Source organism: Streptomyces sp. NPDC002793, assembly GCF_040295485.1.
In the GTDB taxonomy this organism is placed as follows: domain Bacteria; phylum Actinomycetota; class Actinomycetes; order Streptomycetales; family Streptomycetaceae; genus Streptomyces.
On record NZ_JBEOVL010000031.1, the window covers coordinates 1 to 17,374 of the forward strand.

The following is a 17,374-nucleotide window of genomic DNA, read 5'->3' on the forward strand; positions in this document are numbered from 1 at the left end:
TTTTCTCCACCCCTCCCCCCGGCGGGGGGGCGGTCCCTTCGTGCCCCCCGTTCGCCCCCGCCGCGCGGCCCTTCTTACCGCTAACCCCCCCCCCGCGGCCGTCTCCGGAGCACCATCGGAGCATGCTGTGGTCCGACCCCGAGAACAAGCCGCCGAAGGAACTGCGCGACGCCCAGGACATGATGCGTCGCGCGGGGCTGCTGCTCGCGCTGGCCATGGTCGTGGCGATGTTCGTCCTGGGCACCCGCTGAGGGTTTCCGCGTCCCGACCCGCCCTACGATGGGCGGTATGACTGCTCAGCGCCGCCTCGTGCTCGCCTCCGCCTCCCCCGCCCGTCTCGGTCTGCTGCGCCAGGCGGGTTTCGCCCCCGAGGTGATCGTCAGCGGTGTGGACGAGGACGCGCTCACCGCGCCGACCCCGGGTGAGCTGGCGCTCGTCCTGGCGGAGGCGAAGGCCGCCGCGGTGGCGGCCCGCCCCGAGGCCGCGGGCGCGCTCGTCATCGGCTGCGACTCCGTGCTGGAGCTGGACGGCGAGGCGCTCGGCAAGCCCGCGGACAGCGAGGAGGCCACCGCCCGCTGGAAGTCCATGCGCGGCCGGTCGGGCATCCTGCAGACGGGGCACAGCGTCATCGACACGGCCACCGGCCGTACGGCGTCGGCGACGGCATCCACCGTCGTCAGGTTCGGCGAGCCGACGGACGCCGAGGTGGCGGCCTACGTCGCCTCGGGGGAGCCGCTGCACGTCGCGGGGGCGTTCACCCTGGACGGCCGCTCGGCGCCGTTCGTCGAGTCGATCGAGGGCAGCCACGGCAACGTCATCGGGCTCTCACTGCCGCTGCTGCGCCGGCTCCTCGGCGAACTGGGCCTCTCCGTCACCGACTTGTGGGTCCGCTGAGCACGGTCACACCGGCGTCGGCGCCTGTTCGGCGACGGCCTCCCCCGCTTCCGGTTCACGCGGGTCGTACGCCACGAGAGTCAGCACGATCAGGGCCAGGACGACCATCAGGAACGCGAAGGCCGTCCAGCCGAGCAACCCCACCGCCACCGCGCCCAGCACCCCGTGGACGACCGCGCACCCGATGAGGGCGATCCTGGCGAAACGGCCGGGGGCGCGGTCGCGTATGCCGGCCAACAGCGGGATCAGGGCGCAGAGCACCAGCAGGACCCCTGACACGGCGCCCATCACCCACGTACCGGTGACCATGGCGTCCGGATCCAGCCCGGCCAGGGACATGCTCTGGTTCCCGGCGACCGTCGCGAGGACGCCGTTCACGACGACGATGCCCACGGCTTCCACCAACAGAACGACCGCGGTCACGAAGGCCATCGGTCTGCGCACCACCACGGCGCCACCCCCTGTTACCTGTAGTACATGCGAGCAACGCGGACCCTACTAAGGGGTAACAGGGGGGACAAGGGGTTGCGCCCGGACGGAGCCGCCCTCACTGCGCGGCAAAGATTCCCTCGACCGTTCGTAGGGACTCCACAAAGAAACGCCGCGCGGCGTTGACCGTCCGAACAGAGACTTGGGCCACACTTCGTGGCTACTGTGCGGTTGAGGAACCCGACGTACCGTGGTGCGACAAGGGATTTCGCGACTCGAGCAAGCCTCGGATCACACTCCGTGTGGGCAAGTTCACTATTGGGGACGGGTCGTACGGCCGTGTCGGTAGTCCCTAAACTCAGCTTGTTCTCAAGGAGGGAGTCATCGTGCGCAAGGTGCTCATCGCCAACCGTGGCGAAATCGCTGTCCGTGTTGCTCGGGCTTGCCGGGATGCCGGAATCGGGAGCGTAGCCGTCTACGCCGATCCGGACCGGGATGCCCTGCATGTGCGCGCGGCAGACGAGGCGTTCGCTCTGGGCGGTGACACTCCGGCCGCCAGCTACCTCGACATGGCCAAGGTGCTCCAGGCCGCGAAGGACTCGGGGGCGGACGCGATCCACCCCGGCTACGGCTTCCTGTCGGAGAACGCGGAGTTCGCCCAGGCCGTGCTCGACGCCGGTCTGACGTGGATCGGGCCGCCGCCGCAGGCGATCCGCGACCTCGGTGACAAGGTCGCCGCCCGGCACATCGCGCAGCGCGCGGGTGCCCCGCTGGTGGCCGGCACGCCGGACCCGGTGTCGGGGTCGGCCGAGGTCGTGGAGTTCGCCGAGAAGAACGGTCTGCCGATCGCCATCAAGGCGGCCTTCGGCGGTGGCGGGCGCGGGCTGAAGGTGGCCCGCACGCTGGAGGAGATCCCCGAGCTGTACGACTCGGCGGTCCGTGAGGCCGTGGCGGCGTTCGGCCGTGGCGAGTGCTTCGTGGAGCGCTACCTCGACAAGCCCCGGCACGTGGAGACCCAGTGCCTGGCCGACACCCACGGCAACGTCGTGGTCGTGTCCACCCGTGACTGCTCGCTGCAGCGCCGGCACCAGAAGCTGGTCGAGGAAGCCCCCGCACCGTTCCTGTCCGAGGCCCAGAACGCGGAGCTGTACGCCGCGTCGAAGGCGATCCTGAAGGAGGCCGGCTACGTCGGCGCCGGCACGGTCGAGTTCCTCGTCGGCGTGGACGGCACGATCTCCTTCCTGGAGGTCAACACCCGTCTCCAGGTCGAGCACCCGGTCACCGAGGAGGTCACCGGACTCGACCTCGTCCGCGAGATGTTCCGCATCGCCGACGGTGAGGAGCTCGGCTACGGCGACCCGGCCGTGCGCGGGCACTCCTTCGAGTTCCGGATCAACGGCGAGGACCCGGGCCGGGGCTTCCTGCCCGCCCCCGGCACCGTCACCCTCTTCGCCCCGCCGACCGGCCCCGGTGTCCGTCTCGACGCGGGTGTCGAGTCCGGCAGTGTCATCGGCCCGGCGTGGGACTCGCTGCTCGCCAAGCTGATCGTGACCGGTGCGACCCGTGAGCAGGCCCTCCAGCGCGCCGCGCGTGCGCTCGCCGAGTTCCAGGTCGAGGGCATGGCGACCGCCATCCCGTTCCACCGCGCGGTCGTGGCCGATCCGGCGTTCACCGAGGACCCGTTCCGGATCCACACCCGGTGGATCGAGACGGAGTTCGTCAACGAGATCAAGCCGTTCGCGGCACCCGCGGACACGGAGGCCGACGAGGAGTCCGGCCGCGAGACCGTCGTCGTCGAGGTCGGCGGCAAGCGCCTGGAGGTCTCGCTGCCCTCCTCGCTCGGCATGAGCCTGGCCCGCACGGGCCTGGCGGCCGGCGCGAAGCCGAAGCGCCGCGCGGCGAAGAAGAGCGGCTCCGCCGCATCCGGCGACACCCTCGCCTCGCCCATGCAGGGCACGATCGTCAAGATCGCGGTCGAGGAGGGCCAGGAGGTCAAGGAAGGCGACCTCATCGTCGTCCTCGAAGCCATGAAGATGGAACAGCCGCTCAACGCCCACCGCTCCGGCACCGTCAAGGGCCTGGCGGCAGAGGTCGGCACCTCGGTGTCGTCCGGTGCCGCGATCTGCGAGATCAAGGACTGAGCACCCGTCCCTTCCCGCACTGGGGGCCCGGCGCCAGCCGGGCCCCCAGTGGCATCCTGGGAACCGGAACGGACATCAGGAGGACAGGGCGATGGCGATGAGCACGGCACTGACACCGGCCCGGCCGATGCGCGCCGACGCGCGCCGCAACTACGACCGGCTGGTCGGCGAGGCCCGCACGGCGTTCGCCGCACAGGGCACGGACGCCTCCCTGGAGGACATCGCCCGGCGGGCCGGCGTGGGCATCGGCACGCTCTACCGGCACTTCCCGAACCGCCAGGCCCTGATGAACGCGGTGTTCCAGGAGGCCCTCACCGCCCTGCTCGCCCGCTCCCGCGAGCTGGCCCAGGCCGAACAGCCGTGTACCGCACTGGTGGAGTGGCTGGGGGCGATCGTCACTCATGCGGGTGAGTACCGCGGGCTGGCGCAGGCGCTCATGTCGGCGTGCGGGGACGAGACTTCGGCGCTGACCTCATGTCATGTGCCGCTGCGTCAGGCGGGTGCGCGACTGCTGACACGAGCGCAGTCGAGCGGCTCGGTGCGGGCGGACGTCTCGATCGACGACCTGCTGCAGCTGACGAACGCGATCGCGCTGGCCGCGGAGCAGACCCCGGCCGATCCCGCCCTGGCCGACCGCCTGCTGCGGCTGACGCTGCGCGGCGTGCAGGCCGGGCCCGCCACCTGAGGGACCGGGGCTCCCTGACCGGCACCCCCGACCGGCTCCGCGCGGGCGCTGCGCACGCCTATCGGCGTCGCAGGTCCGCGACCCGCCCCACCGTCCCGTCAGCCAGCGCGGCGGCGCTCCTCAGCTGTGGGCCGATCCCTCCCGGCCCGCCGCCGTGGCCGCCCTGGGTGCGGCGCTGGCCCGGCAACGGCATCTCCTGCCTGGCCTGCCGTCCGGGCGGCAGGGCGTCACCGGCCCCGGCATCCGCGCCGGACCCCGTGACACTGATCTCCACCCCTTGGTCGGCCAGGGCCTGCAGTTCCGTCGCCGCCCGCTCGTCGTGGGGCGGCGGCTCGTCCGTCACCAGACGGGTGATCAGCTCCGTGGGCACCGTCTGGAACATCGTGTCCGAACCGAGCTTCGTGTGGTCCGCCAGGACCACCACCTCGGCAGCGGCCTGCACCAGCGCCCGGTCCACGCTCGCGGAGAGCATGTTGGAAGTGGACAGTCCGCGCTCCGCGGTCAGCCCGCTCCCGGAGAGGAAGGCCCGGCTCACCCGCAGCCCCTGGAGGGACTGCTCGGCACCACTGCCGACGAGTGCGTAGTTGCTCCCGCGCAGGGTGCCGCCCGTCATCACCACTTCGACCCGGTTGGCATGGGCCAACGCCTGGGCGACCAGCAGCGAGTTGGTGACCACGGTCAGACCCGGAACCCGTGCGAGCCGGCGGGCCAGCTCCTGTGTGGTCGTCCCCGCGCCGACCACGATGGCCTCGCCCTCACCGACCAGCCCGGCCGCCAGGTCGGCGATGGCCGTCTTCTCCGCGGTGGCGAGATGGGATTTCTGCGGAAAGCCGGACTCCCGCGTGAAACCGCCCGGCAAGACCGCACCGCCGTGCCGGCGGTCGAGGAGTCCTTCTGCCTCCAGAGCCCGCACGTCCCGCCGTACGGTCACTTCGGAGGTCTGGACGACGCGGGCGAGCTCACGGAGCGATACCGCCCCGTTGGCACGCACCATTTCGAGGATCAATTGACGACGTTCTGCAGCGAACACGGAACTGACAGTAACCTGGTCACCGGTTGCTTTTCAGCAGTTTGCGCCGAATAAGGGAAGTTGCGCACAGCTAGGGCCCCCTAGTGATATAGAGGGCCCTGTCGTCGTACTGAACCGTCGGTGCTACGCCTCGTCAGCCGTCTTACGGGTGTGCAACTGCCGGGCCACTTCCGCGATCGAGCCGGACAGCGACGGGTACACGGTGAACGCGTTGGCGATCTGCTCCACCGTCAGGTTGTTGTCGACGGCGAGCGAGATCGGGTGAATGAGCTCGCTGGCACGCGGCGCGACGACACAGCCGCCGACCACGATGCCGGTCCCGGGCCGGCAGAGGATCTTGACGAAGCCGTCCCGGATGCCCTGCATCTTGGCGCGCGGGTTGCGCAGCAGCGGCAGCTTCACGACACGGGCGTCGATCCTGCCGGAGTCGACGTCGCTCTGGCTGTAACCGACGGTGGCGATCTCGGGGTCGGTGAAGACGTTCGCGGAGACCGTCTTCAGATTCAGCGGGGCCACCGCGTCGCCGAGGAAGTGGTACATCGCGATCCGGCCCTGCATCGCCGCGACGGAGGCCAGGGCGAAGACCCCGGTGACGTCTCCGGCCGCGTACACACCGGGGGCGCTGGTGCGGGAGACCCGGTCGGTCCGGATGTGCCCGGACTCCTTGAGCTGCACCCCGGACTCCTCCAGGCCCATGCCCGCGGTGTTGGGGATCGCGCCGACCGCCATCAGGCAGTGCGTGCCGGAGATGACGCGGCCGTCGGCCAGCGTGACCTCGACCCGGTCCCCGACGCGCTTGGCGGACTGGGCGCGGGAGCGGGCCATGACGTTCATGCCGCGGCGCCGGAAGACGTCCTCCAGGACGGCGGCCGCGTCCGGGTCCTCACCGGGGAGCACCCGGTCACGGGAGGAGACGAGGGTCACGCGCGAGCCGAGCGCCTGGTAGGCACCGGCGAACTCGGCGCCGGTGACACCGGAGCCGACCACGATGAGCTCCTCGGGGAGCTCGTCCAGGTCGTAGACCTGGGTCCAGTTCAGGATGCGCTCACCGTCGGGCAGGGCGTCCGGGATCTCCCGGGGGTGGCCACCGGTGGCGATCAGCACGGCGTCGGCCGTGAGCCGCTCCTCGGTGCCGTCCGCGACGGTCACCACGACCTGGCGGGAGCCGTCGGCGGCCTGGAGGCCCTCCAGCCGGCCGCGGCCACGCATGACCCTGGCACCCGCGCGGGTGACGGAGGCGGTGATGTCGTGCGACTGGGCGAGCGCGAGGCGCTTGACGCGTCGGTTGACCTTGCCGAGGTCGACCCCGACGACCCGGGCGGCCTGCTCGACGTGCGGGGTGTCGTCCGCGACGATGATGCCGAGTTCCTCGTAGGAGGAGTCGAAGGTGGTCATCACCTCGGCCGTCGCGATCAGGGTCTTGGAGGGCACGCAGTCGGTGAGGACCGACGCGCCGCCGAGGCCGTCGCAGTCGACGACGGTCACCTCCGCGCCGAGCTGGGCGCCGACCAGTGCCGCTTCATAGCCGCCGGGGCCGCCGCCGATGATCACGATCCGGGTCACGAAAAGTCCGCCTCGCGTGGTGTCATCCCACGGCCGTCTGCCGCCCCGGCCGGGGGTCCGGGGGATCGCCCCGGCGTATGCAGTACGTAATTCATTGTCCCGCACCCGCCGAGCCGCTTCGCCCCGGGGCCCTCCATACGGGAACGGCCCGGGCCGGGGCCGGGCGGCCGGCCTTCCCACACCCCCACGACCGGGGACCTTCCTCGCCGGAACCGCCACGCCCGCCGCCACCTCCCGTACCCTCGACCCCATGTCGCTCTACGCCGCGTACGCCGGCAACCTCGACGCGCGGCTGATGACGCGCCGCGCACCGCACTCCCCGTTGCGCGGCACGGGCTGGCTCAACGGCTGGCGGCTGACGTTCGGCGGGGAGCAGATGGGCTGGGAGGGCGCGCTGGCCACGGTGGTGGAGGCTCCCCGGTCGCAGGTTTTCGTCGCGTTGTACGACCTGGCTCCGATGGACGAGGACTCCATGGACCGCTGGGAGGGCGTCGGCCTCGACATCTACCGGCGCATGCGGGTGCGGGTGCACACGCTGGACGGCGAGGAACCGGCCTGGATGTACGTGCTCAACGGCTACGAGGGCGGGCTGCCCTCGGCCCGCTACCTGGGCGAGGTGGCGGACGCCGCCGAGTCCGCGGGCGCACCTCACGACTACGTGATGAACCTCCGCAAGCGCCCCTGCTGAGCCGGGGTCCGGGCTGCTTCCGTAGGAAAGTACGAACACGACCGGCCACGCTCTCCGGGGTCGCATCTACGCGCGTAGGGATTCAGCGGTTACCCTCGTCCGCGTGAACGCATCTGTTATTCCGGACCACATCCAGGGCGACCCGTACGTCGCCGCCGCCGACGCCGCCGCCCGCCTGCGCGAGCTGACCGGCGCCGAGACCCACGACGTCGCTCTCGTGATGGGCTCCGGGTGGGCCCCCGCCGGCGATGCGCTCGGCGTTCCGGAGGCCGAGTTCCCGGTCACCGAACTGCCCGGCTTCCCGGCCCCGGCCGTCGAGGGCCACGGCGGCACGGTCCGCTCGTACAGGATCGGCGAGAAGCGCGTTCTGGTCTTCCTGGGCCGCACGCACCACTACGAGGGCCGCGGGGTCGCCGCTGTCGCGCACGGGGTCCGTACGGCCGCCGCGGCGGGCTGCGGGACGGTCATCCTGACGAACGGCTGCGGAGGCCTGCGCGAAGGCATGCGCCCCGGCCAGCCGGTCCTCATCAGCGATCACATCAACCTCACGGCGACGTCGCCGATCGTGGGCGCGAACTTCATCGACCTGACCGACCTGTACTCGCCGCGTCTGCGCGCCCTGTGCAAGGAGATCGACGGGACGCTCGAAGAGGGCGTGTACGTGCAGTTCCCCGGCCCGCACTACGAGACCCCGGCCGAGATCAACATGGTCCGCGTCATGGGCGGCGACCTCGTCGGCATGTCCACCGTCCTGGAGGCCATCGCGGCGCGCGAGGCGGGCGCGGAGGTGCTGGGCATCTCCCTGGTCACGAACCTCGCGGCGGGCCTGAGCGGCGAGCCGCTCAACCACGAGGAGGTCCTCCAGGCCGGCCGCGACTCGGCGACCCGGATGGGCGCACTGCTGGCCCGGGTCCTGGACCGGATCTGAGCACCACCGACCCGGCGTGCTCGGCCCGGTAGGCCGATGTTCAGCCCCACCGGCGTTCGAGGCGCGGGCGTCCGGGGGCAGAGCCCCCGGCAGCCCCGCGCGACGGCCCACCCCGGCCCCACCGACCCGCACCCGCACCCGCACCCGCAGAAAGGCGGCCACCGTGCAGCAGGACCTCATCACGCAGGCCAGGACCTGGCTCGCCGAGGACCCGGACCCCGAGACCCGCGCGGAGCTCGCCGAGCTCATCGACGCCGGGAACCTCGCCGAGCTGGAGAACCGCTTCGCGGGCACCCTCCAGTTCGGCACGGCGGGTCTGCGCGGGGAGATCGGCGCCGGGCCGATGCGGATGAACCGCTCCGTCGTCATCCGCGCGGCGGCCGGACTGGCGGCCTACCTGAAGGCGCAGGGCCGGACCGGCGGCCTCGTCGTCATCGGCTACGACGCCCGCTACAGGTCGGCCGACTTCGCCCGCGACACCGCAGCCGTGATGACCGGCGCGGGCCTGCGGGCAGCCGTGCTCCCCCGCCCGCTGCCGACCCCCGTCCTCGCGTACGCCATACGGCACCTGGGGGCCGTCGCGGGCGTGGAGGTCACGGCCAGCCACAACCCGCCGCGCGACAACGGCTACAAGGTCTACCTCGGCGACGGCTCACAGATCGTGCCCCCGGCCGACACGGAGATCGCCGCCGCGATCGCGGCGGTCGGCCCGCTCGCCGGCGTACCGCGCCCGGAGTCCGGCTGGCAGACCCTCGGCGACGAGGTCCTGGCCGCCTACCTCGCCCGTACGGACGCGGTCCTCAGCCCCGGCTCCCCCCGGACCGCGCGCACCGTGTACACCGCCATGCACGGCGTCGGCACCTCCGTCCTCACGGCCGCCTTCGCCCGGGCCGGCTTCCCCGATCCCGTACTCGTCGCCGAACAGGCGGAGCCCGACCCCGCGTTCCCCACCGTCGCCTTCCCCAACCCGGAAGAGCCCGGTGCGATGGATCTCGCGTTCGCCACCGCGCGCCGGGCCCGCCCGGACCTCGTCATCGCCAACGACCCGGACGCCGACCGCTGCGCCGTCGCCGTGCCGGACCCCTCGGCCGAGGGCGGCTGGCGGATGCTGCGCGGCGACGAGGTCGGCGCACTGCTCGCCGCCCACCTGGTGGACCGGGGCGTCAGCGGCGTGTTCGCCGCGTCGATCGTGTCGTCGTCCCTGCTGGGCCGGATCGCCGAGAAGGCGGGGCTGGGCCACGAGGAGACGCTGACGGGCTTCAAGTGGATCGCCCGCGTCGACGGCCTGCGCTACGGCTACGAGGAGGCGCTGGGGTACTGCGTGGACCCTGAGGGCGTCCGCGACAAGGACGGCATCACGGCCGCGCTGCTGATCGCCGAACTCGCCTCCGTACTCAAGGAGAAGGGCCGCACCCTCCTCGACCTGCTCGACGACCTCGCGGTCGCACACGGTCTGCACGCCACGGACCAGCTGTCGGTCCGGGTCGAGGACCTGACGGTCATCGCGAACGCCATGCGGCGCCTGCGCGAGACGCCTCCGACCACCCTGGCGGGGCTCCCCGTCACCTCGGCGGAGGACCTCTCACAGGGCACGGAGTCCCTGCCGCCCACGGACGGCCTGCGCTACCACCTGACGGGCGCCCGGGTGATCGTCCGCCCGAGCGGCACCGAGCCGAAGCTGAAGTGCTACCTGGAGGTCGTGGTCCCGGTCGCCGCGGCGGACGGACTGCCCACGGCCCGGACGAAGGCCGCGGAACTACTGGCGGGCATCAAGCGGGACCTGGCGGCGGCCGCCGGCATCTGACGCGGTCTTGGACCAGGGCTCCGACGCCGACCTGGCGAAGACGCCTGGAGACCGTCTCCGGGTGCCCGCGCCGTGTCTGATGCAGGCGGAAGCGGATGACGCCGACGCGGGCAGGGCGGCCTGACCTTCTCCTCAGTCGGCGTCGACACACTCGACACCGTCGCACCGGTGACGGTCGGCACCCTGGTACGGGACGGCTTCGGCGGCCCGGACGCCTGCCACGCGCTGTACTGCGCTTCGCCCCGAACCGGGTTCGCGGGAATGTCGATCCCGCTCACCGCGCGCACATCTCCGCCCGCCGGCGTCATGACCGTGGGTATCGACTCTCCGGGAACACCCGGCCACTACTGAGTACTCAGCGCCTGCCGGACGAGAGCTACTTCGACCTCGACGCCGTCATCCAGACCTCCGCCCCGGTCGGGATCGCGCCCTCCATCTCCCACACAAGCTCACCGCACGTCACGTCAAGGGGAGGGCCTGACCATGATCGCGTCATGAGCTCCACAGGGGCATCTTCCGGCCAATATCGCCGGCGCGGGAAACGGGGCCTCACCTGTCGCACCGCACCGAGCCTGATCCCATTCACCCGGAATGCCAAGCCTGCACACACGACCACCGGCTCACCTGCCCCACAGCCACCGCGCCCCCTCCACGGAGGCACCGCCTTCCCAACAGCGTGTGACCACTGAGCAGTTCGAGCCAAAATCTCGCGACCACGCGCACCGTGTGCAATGGATCACAGACTTGCTGACACCTCGCCCATAACTTGTGACCTTCGTTCGCAAGATTCGTGAAGGTTTCGAGGTCCCCACCCGTGCGCCAGTGGCAATGCCCCATGTCCACACACCCATAACTCATGGCACATCGCCCCTTCAACGGCCACGGAACCGACAAGCCTGCTTGCGCTGCACTTGAAGCGAAACCCTCACCACATCAGGGTTACCCGACTGCCCCAAGGGGACACAATGAAGACGATTGTGCGTTATTCGGGCATTTGCGCCCTCGTGTTGGCTGCGACAATGACTGGCCCCGCCGCGTCGGCGGCCGACCAGGCCGAGCCGAAGGGCAACACGTCGATCGCAACCGTCGACGTCAAGGGCGTCCACGTCGCCGAGCAGGCATCGGACGAAACTCGGCAGGTCATCGCGTCCGACCCGAAGGTCGCTGCGGCTGCTGCCAATGTGTGCGGATCCGGCTACACCATCTCCGTCTCGGCCGTCCGCTACAGCACTCACGGCACCACCTACGCCTGGACCAACGGCAAGACAACAGGTGACAGCTACAACGACAAGCCGATCTGTGCTGTGTTCTTCAACGACACCGGCGTCGCGCGGTCCATGGGCATCCGCCTGAAGGACAACTACACCTCCACGCCTGATGTCGAGGACTTCGGAACGTACAGCTCCTACGCGGGACCCGTCTACCAGAACAAGGGCTACTGCGGCCAGGCCTACTCCTACATGAAGGCCGGAAGCACGGTGGTAGTCGACAACTACCTCCACATAGGCGCCTGCAACTAAAGGGCTGTCCCGCAATTCCCGGCGGGCGCAACTCACTGTCGCGCCGCCCACCGGATGCTCGAACAGCGAAGGTTGTCTCGCTCGGCGAACACCGAGACACGGGCCACTCGTAGCGCGCTCGGAATCAATGTCGCCCGCAACACAGCCGACACCGCCGACTCGGATCGCAACATCAGAGCCGCAGTCGGCGTCGACAACCGGGCCGACTCGGTACAAGTCATCAATTCTGTATTGCCGAAGTAGCGCCAGGTCCTCCCACTGGCACGTGCTGAGCGGCTCACCATGTCGACCATGGTGACGAGCGATCATTATTTCACTCAACGTTAGGGAAGGCGGGTTCTCGTGGCTGATGCGAAGGTCCTCGAGGGTCAGAAGTGGGTCAATGCCACCTATGCCGGCGTGTCCGGGTACGTGAAGTGCCCAGAAAACGGTCAGACCAGCTGGGCCACCATGAACTCACTGATCATGGGCCTACAGCACGAGCTGGGAATCAGTCCTGTCGTCGCCTCTTTCGGAGCGACGACGATGAGTAAGCTCGAGGCACTCAAAGGCATCACTGACGGAGAGAACCAGCCCAACAAGAACATTCCCTACATCGTTCGCTACGGCTTGTTCTGCAAGGGCTACTGGGGCGAGGCCGGGGATACGTTCAACGCCGACGCAGTAGAGTCCATGAAGAAAAACATGGGCATATGGCAAGAGGGTCAGGAGGGATGGAACCGCATGGTGCAGGCCAAGGTTTTCAAAGCCCTTCTCACCATGGATGCCTATGTCGTGGTCGCTGGCGGTACCGACAAGATCCGCGGGATTCAGCAATGGCTGAACGGCCTGTACTGGGAAAAGTCTGCCTACTCGATCGGGCCGTGTGACGGCCTCTATTCGCGAGATGTACAGAAATCCCTGGTGATCGCCCTCCAATACGAGATGGGCATCGCGTCACCGAATGGAAACTTCGGGCCCGGTACCCAGGCAGCACTGAAAAACCACACGCTCGCCCAGGGCGCCACCGGCATCATGGTGCGACTGTTCACCGCCGCATGCGTGTTCAATGAACCAGTGCCGGTCGGGGAGTACGCAGAACGCACCAACTTCACCTCCACCTTCGACGCGGACATCACCAGGTACGTGAAGTTGTTCCAGAGCTTCTCCTACCTACCGGATTCCGGAAATGGCGACTACGACACCTGGTGTCAACTGCTCGTTTCCATGGGGAATCCCGACCGCAAGGTGTTCGGCTCCGACACTCGGTTCGTCATCAATGCCGACCGCGCCGCGTGGCTGAAGAACCACGACTACCAGATCGTCGGCCGGTATCTGTACAGTTCGGACCCCAATTACGAGAAGGAGATCAAGCCCGGCGAGCTCGAAGTCATCCTCGATGCCGGCTTGAGATTCTTCCCGATTATGCAGGTTCACGGCCGGGACGTGACCGAGTACCAGTACACCACCGGTTTCCAGCACGCCCTGATAGCTCACGAGAAGGCGACGACGTTCGGCATCCCACGTGGGTCGGTCATCTACTTCGCGGTCGACTACGATGCCACCCAGGACCAGATGGACTACATCGTAAAATATTTTAACGGCGTGGTCGCCGGCCTCGCAGATCGCGGCAAGAAGTACGTCCATGGCGTGTACGGGTCGAGAAACGTGTGTATCAACGCCACCAACAAGACCTACGCTCGGTATTCGTTCGTCTCAGGCATGTCCTGGGGCTTCTCCGGGAACCTCGGCTTCCCTCTCCCGGCGAACTGGTCGCTGAACCAGATCAAGGAGATCTCCGGCATCGAGATCGGCGGAGCCGGAGGAAAAATCGACCTGGACAACACCGTGTGGCGGCCGCGCGAAGACGGCGGAGACCCCGGCGTGTCCTCCCTGGCCGGCGTTGCCTCCCCCGCGGCGGACTTCATATCCTATATCGACCAGCTTTATGCCACCGCTCAGGACTACAAGGCCGCCCACTCCACCCACCGCAGCGCATCCCAGTTGGTGATGGAGTACGTCCGCCACGAAGATTACGGCGGTTTGAACTGGGGCATCCTGATCGGCCCTTACGACCGGGACTGGGTCGCCTACGCCAATAGCAAGGGCCACAAAGTGAAGGAGGAGTTCATCGACCCTTCCTCGGGTTACGAAATGGGCCCCGAGCACTTGCTGGCCACCGCCAACGGCCACCTACTCTTCACCCAGCCCACGAACAACAAGTCCGTGAACGCCGGGGACATCGCCGGGTGGGCCGGCGACCTCATGACCTTCTATGCCAACTGGCGCAACGACGAGCAGCAGTACGCATCGGGCAAGGCGTACTGCGACGCAAAGCTCGCCAAGCCGGGCGTATCCTCTTCATTCTCCTTCAAGGACCTACTCGAAGACGCCGACGGCTACCTGATTGCCAGGGCCTGCGCCGCCGGGACTCCGATCAACCAGATCGTGCGGGAGCACTACGGCAACGGCGGCGGCCACCTCACCCGGTTCACCCAGTATTTCAACAAGCGGTTCTTCACCGCAGCAGACTGCAGGGACCAGGCGTACAACGCCCTGACGATGGAGAACGAAACGTACAACGTGGCGCGCACCGCGCTGATCCTGGCAACGGGGGCGCAGTCGCCGACAGTACTGGCGAACCTTCCTGGCGGGTTCGACAAGCTGCAGAACTTCTGCCAGGGGTTCGCCGACACGATCGTCGCAAGGGCCGGTGCCGAGTCCTGATGTTCCTTCTCACGCCCTCGCCCCGGCCATCTCGGCAGGGCTGCTGATGCTGCGCCACGGTGTCGGACCACGATGGTACGAGCGGCTCACGGTGCTCGTCGGTGTCGCTCTGATCGCCGGCGGCTGCACGGTCGCTGTATGGGGGTTCGGCGTCTTCGCGGGAGGTCTGGACGTTCGGGAGACCTGCGAGCTCAACCATCACACCGACTACGACCAGGCGTGGCGTGACCGCACGGGATCGGACGGCACCTCCTACTTCCCGTTGGCCAACGCATGCAACGAACACGTCAGCCTGGTGCCCGCATGGGTGAACCCCACGATCGTCGTACTCGCTGTCCTCACCGTCAGCGCTCTTGTCCTTGCTCTGTTCCGAATCGTTTACGCGATTTCCCACAGAAAGGAGCTGGTCTCCTCATGAGCGGTACAACCAGCCGTAGGCGTTTGCTCGGAGCAGGCGCGGCTACCGCTGCCGGCCTCGCTCTCGCCACCACCGGAGGACCGGCGCAGGCTTCTGCCCGGCCGAAGCCGCTGCCGAAGGCCGAGCAGGCAGAGCTACCAGAAGGCAAGGAATGGATCGGGCGGAAATCCGAAAACGGCTGGGATGTTCTGACTGAGACCACCACATACCAGGTGCAGGGAGCGTCGAAGCTCACCGTCGGCCTCGCGACGGGCCCCGCTGCGACCGTGCTGCTGTACGTAGTCCGCCGCTACGTCTACGAGATCGACATGCTCCGGCCCGAGGAGCTGGCAGGGCACACCACCGACCGTACAGTGGGGGCGGCTTTCGAATCGAATTACCTGTCGGGGACAGCCGTAGCGATCCAGCCGATGCTCTACCCGCTGGGCGGTACGGCCGCCAACGGCATGAGTGAGCTTGCGGTGACTGTGGTGGAGGACATCCTTGCCGACGTGGGCGAAGTCGTAGCGTGGGGCGGAGAGCGCGACCCGCTCAAGCAGTCCCACTTCCATATAGCCACTCCCCCAGGGGATCGGCGCCTTGAAGCGATGGCTGACCGCGTCGACAACTGGAACAGCCGCCCCGGAAAGGGCGCGGGCTGCATCGACGCTTTCACGCCGTCTCGGATCTCTCGCTCTCGAGCGGCACGGAACACACGCTGAACACTGCGTGAGGTCTTGGTCTCGATCTTTCGTGACGGCCCGTCGGTTTCTTCGGCGGGCCGTTTCGGTTGCTCTGGGTGTCGTGTGATGCCCGGTTTGTCGTCGGCGTGGCTGCGTCTCGACAACCGCCGCTCGCGTGACTGCACCCTCGACGGCAGCGGCGAGATCACCACCTCCGCCGGGCAGAAGGCGGAACCGCGCGGAGTCCCTCGCTGAGGTGTGGTCGGCCCGGCCGGGAGCGGCAGCGCCTCGACGACCGCCTATGCCGTACGCGTCAGATACGTGAACCCGGTGTCCTGGCCCACGCACGACTGGAGCGTCAGGTCACCCCAGTACAGGCCGTGGGCGAGGGCGCCGCGGCCCGGGGTGAGGTACTGGGTGTAGACGCGGTAGCGCAGGGTTTCGCTCGGTGTCTCGACGGTGACGACCGTGCCGACGGGGAGCGTCGCGAACTGCTGGAAGCCGCAGTGGTCGTGGCCGACGACGACGATGGTGCGCATCGCGTAGCCGTTCTCGCCGCCGAAGGACGGGCCTGCCCACTGCACGGCGTCCTGGCAGGCGTCCACCTCCTCCTGTCCTCCTCGGACGACTCGCGCGGACCACTCACCGATGCGCAGGGTGGTCGACCTGGAGCGGGCAGCCTCCGGTGTGGCCGGGGCCCCGGGCGCCGTGGTCCGCGCCGGGTCGTCCGTGGGTGCTGTGCCGCTCGGGGTCGCGCGGCCCGGCGGGCGGGGTGAGCCGTCCGTACGGGAGAGGTCGGGGCCGGTGATCTCGGTGGCCGGGACCGGCGGCCGCGGGGCGGTGGACGCGGTCGCCGGGGACGCGGGCGGTGCGGAGGAGGGCGGGGGCGCGGTCGTGGGGGTCGGTGGGCCCGTCGGTGCGCCGGACGGGCCCGGCCGGGCGGAGGGCGGTGCGGCTGCCTGCCCCGCCTCCGCTCCCCCGGGTCCACACCCGGTGCCGCAGGCCGCGACGAGCGCGAGCAGCAGGGCCGTGGCGGCGTGCGCGGCGGACCGCCGGGGCGTCATCCGAAGCGGCCGTTGACGTAGTCGGAGGTCCGGGGGTCCTGGGGCGCGTTGAACATGTCGTCGGTCGGCCCGTGTTCGACGATGACGCCAGGGGTTCCCTGTTCCGCGAGGAAGAAGGCGCAGCCGTCGGAGACACGGGCGGCCTGCTGCATGTTGTGCGTGACGATGACGATGGTGACCTCGTCCTTGAGGTCGTGGATGGTCTCCTCGATGCGCCGGGTGGAGGTCGGGTCGAGCGCGGAGCACGGCTCGTCCATCAGCAGCACCCGGGGGCGTACGGCCAGTGAGCGGGCGATGCAGAGGCGTTGCTGCTGGCCGCCGGAGAGCGCGCCGCCTGGCTGGCGGAGCCGGTCCTTGACCTCCTTCCAGAGGCCGGCCTTGGTGAGGCACTCCTCGACGAGGTCGTCGCGGCCGTCCTTGGACGCCTTGACGCCGTTCAGCTTCAGGCCGGCCAGGACGTTGTCGTACAGGGACATCGCGGGGAAGGGGTTGGGCTTCTGGAAGACCATGCCGATCTCGCGGCGGGCGTGGGTGAGGCGGCGGCCCCGGTCGTAGATGTCCTGGCCGTCCAGGAGGACCCGGCCCGCGAGGGAGGCGGAGCCGATCAGCTCGTGCATCCGGTTGAGGATGCGCAGGAACGTCGACTTGCCGCAGCCGGACGGGCCGATGAGGGCGGTGACCTGGCGGGCGGGCATGGTGAGCGAGACCCGGTCGAGGACCTTGTGGTCGCCGAACCAGGCGGATATCGCCTCGGCTTCGAGCGAGGCGGGGGCGGACAGGGCCGTGGGCCGTACGGGCGTCCGGGGCTGCGCGACGGTGTCGGTCATGGGGTGGGGTACTCC

At 69.2% G+C, this 17,374-nt stretch carries 18 protein-coding genes; 13 read left to right on the plus strand and 5 right to left on the minus strand.

Features of this window, described 5'->3' with window-relative positions:
- The first annotated feature begins 122 nt into the window (after positions 1-122).
- The gene (mmpB, locus tag ABT001_RS25830) at positions 123-251 is read left to right on the plus strand and encodes a morphogenic membrane protein MmpB (protein ID WP_099174806.1); all 129 of its coding nucleotides are present in this window, start codon (positions 123-125) and stop codon (positions 249-251) included.
- 28 nt (positions 252-279) lie between these two features.
- On the plus strand, positions 280-894 hold the full coding sequence (locus tag ABT001_RS25835; protein WP_351281897.1) for a nucleoside triphosphate pyrophosphatase: 615 nt from the start codon (positions 280-282) through the stop codon (positions 892-894).
- 6 nt (positions 895-900) lie between these two features.
- Here ABT001_RS25835 and ABT001_RS25840 read toward each other — a convergent pair whose 3' ends face one another.
- Positions 901-1,326 carry a hypothetical protein gene (locus ABT001_RS25840; RefSeq protein WP_351281899.1) on the minus strand — a complete coding sequence of 142 codons (426 nt, stop codon included), beginning with the start codon at positions 1,324-1,326 and terminating at the stop codon, positions 901-903.
- A gap of 383 nt (positions 1,327-1,709) precedes the next feature.
- On the opposite strand from ABT001_RS25840, the gene ABT001_RS25845 reads away from it, so the two are divergent.
- Both ABT001_RS25845 and ABT001_RS25850 read left to right on the plus strand, forming a co-directional pair.
- Positions 1,710-3,464: an acetyl/propionyl/methylcrotonyl-CoA carboxylase subunit alpha gene (locus tag ABT001_RS25845; protein ID WP_351281902.1), complete on the plus strand. Its 1,755-nt coding sequence runs from the start codon at positions 1,710-1,712 to the stop codon at positions 3,462-3,464.
- A 91-nt stretch (positions 3,465-3,555) separates the two neighbouring features.
- Positions 3,556-4,149 (plus strand): TetR/AcrR family transcriptional regulator, encoded by a 594-nt coding sequence (locus ABT001_RS25850; protein ID WP_502967521.1) that lies wholly within the window; start codon positions 3,556-3,558, stop codon positions 4,147-4,149.
- A 58-nt stretch (positions 4,150-4,207) separates the two neighbouring features.
- Here ABT001_RS25850 and ABT001_RS25855 read toward each other — a convergent pair whose 3' ends face one another.
- Positions 4,208-5,179: a DeoR/GlpR family DNA-binding transcription regulator gene (locus tag ABT001_RS25855; protein ID WP_351281905.1), complete on the minus strand. Its 972-nt coding sequence runs from the start codon at positions 5,177-5,179 to the stop codon at positions 4,208-4,210.
- A 123-nt stretch (positions 5,180-5,302) separates the two neighbouring features.
- Positions 5,303-6,742: an NAD(P)H-quinone dehydrogenase gene (locus tag ABT001_RS25860; protein WP_351281908.1), complete on the minus strand. Its 1,440-nt coding sequence runs from the start codon at positions 6,740-6,742 to the stop codon at positions 5,303-5,305.
- A gap of 250 nt (positions 6,743-6,992) precedes the next feature.
- Between ABT001_RS25860 and ABT001_RS25865 the strand changes: the two genes are divergently transcribed.
- The 9 genes from ABT001_RS25865 to ABT001_RS25905 all read left to right on the plus strand — a co-directional run bounded on the left by ABT001_RS25865 (position 6,993) and on the right by ABT001_RS25905 (position 15,723).
- Complete coding sequence (locus ABT001_RS25865) at positions 6,993-7,430, plus strand: gamma-glutamylcyclotransferase family protein (protein ID WP_033297850.1); 438 nt, start codon at positions 6,993-6,995, stop codon at positions 7,428-7,430.
- A 103-nt stretch (positions 7,431-7,533) separates the two neighbouring features.
- Complete coding sequence (locus tag ABT001_RS25870) at positions 7,534-8,358, plus strand: purine-nucleoside phosphorylase (RefSeq protein WP_351281913.1); 825 nt, start codon at positions 7,534-7,536, stop codon at positions 8,356-8,358.
- A gap of 163 nt (positions 8,359-8,521) precedes the next feature.
- Positions 8,522-10,162 (plus strand): phospho-sugar mutase, encoded by a 1,641-nt coding sequence (locus ABT001_RS25875; protein ID WP_351281914.1) that lies wholly within the window; start codon positions 8,522-8,524, stop codon positions 10,160-10,162.
- 168 nt (positions 10,163-10,330) lie between these two features.
- On the plus strand, positions 10,331-10,513 hold the full coding sequence (locus ABT001_RS25880; protein WP_351281917.1) for a hypothetical protein: 183 nt from the start codon (positions 10,331-10,333) through the stop codon (positions 10,511-10,513).
- 668 nt (positions 10,514-11,181) lie between these two features.
- Positions 11,182-11,682 (plus strand): hypothetical protein, encoded by a 501-nt coding sequence (locus ABT001_RS25885; protein WP_351281919.1) that lies wholly within the window; start codon positions 11,182-11,184, stop codon positions 11,680-11,682.
- 342 nt (positions 11,683-12,024) lie between these two features.
- Positions 12,025-14,388: a glycoside hydrolase domain-containing protein gene (locus ABT001_RS25890; RefSeq protein ID WP_351281922.1), complete on the plus strand. Its 2,364-nt coding sequence runs from the start codon at positions 12,025-12,027 to the stop codon at positions 14,386-14,388.
- Entirely contained in the window at positions 14,375-14,806 is a 432-nt protein-coding gene (locus ABT001_RS25895; RefSeq protein ID WP_351281925.1) for a hypothetical protein, read from the plus strand. The genes ABT001_RS25890 and ABT001_RS25895 overlap by 14 nt, the downstream gene beginning before the upstream one ends.
- On the plus strand, positions 14,803-15,507 hold the full coding sequence (locus ABT001_RS25900) for a hypothetical protein (protein ID WP_351281928.1): 705 nt from the start codon (positions 14,803-14,805) through the stop codon (positions 15,505-15,507). The genes ABT001_RS25895 and ABT001_RS25900 overlap by 4 nt, the downstream gene beginning before the upstream one ends.
- An 87-nt stretch (positions 15,508-15,594) precedes the next feature.
- Complete coding sequence (locus ABT001_RS25905; RefSeq protein ID WP_351281930.1) at positions 15,595-15,723, plus strand: hypothetical protein; 129 nt, start codon at positions 15,595-15,597, stop codon at positions 15,721-15,723.
- Between the two features lie 44 nt (positions 15,724-15,767).
- Here the strand turns inward: ABT001_RS25905 and ABT001_RS25910 are convergent, their stop codons facing one another.
- Both ABT001_RS25910 and pstB read right to left on the minus strand, forming a co-directional pair.
- Positions 15,768-16,532 (minus strand): sortase family protein, encoded by a 765-nt coding sequence (locus tag ABT001_RS25910; protein WP_351281933.1) that lies wholly within the window; start codon positions 16,530-16,532, stop codon positions 15,768-15,770.
- Positions 16,529-17,359, minus strand: a complete 831-nt coding sequence (pstB, locus tag ABT001_RS25915) for a phosphate ABC transporter ATP-binding protein PstB (protein WP_351281935.1) — start codon at positions 17,357-17,359, stop codon at positions 16,529-16,531. The genes ABT001_RS25910 and pstB overlap by 4 nt, the downstream gene beginning before the upstream one ends.
- Between the last annotated feature and the right edge of the window lie 15 nt (positions 17,360-17,374).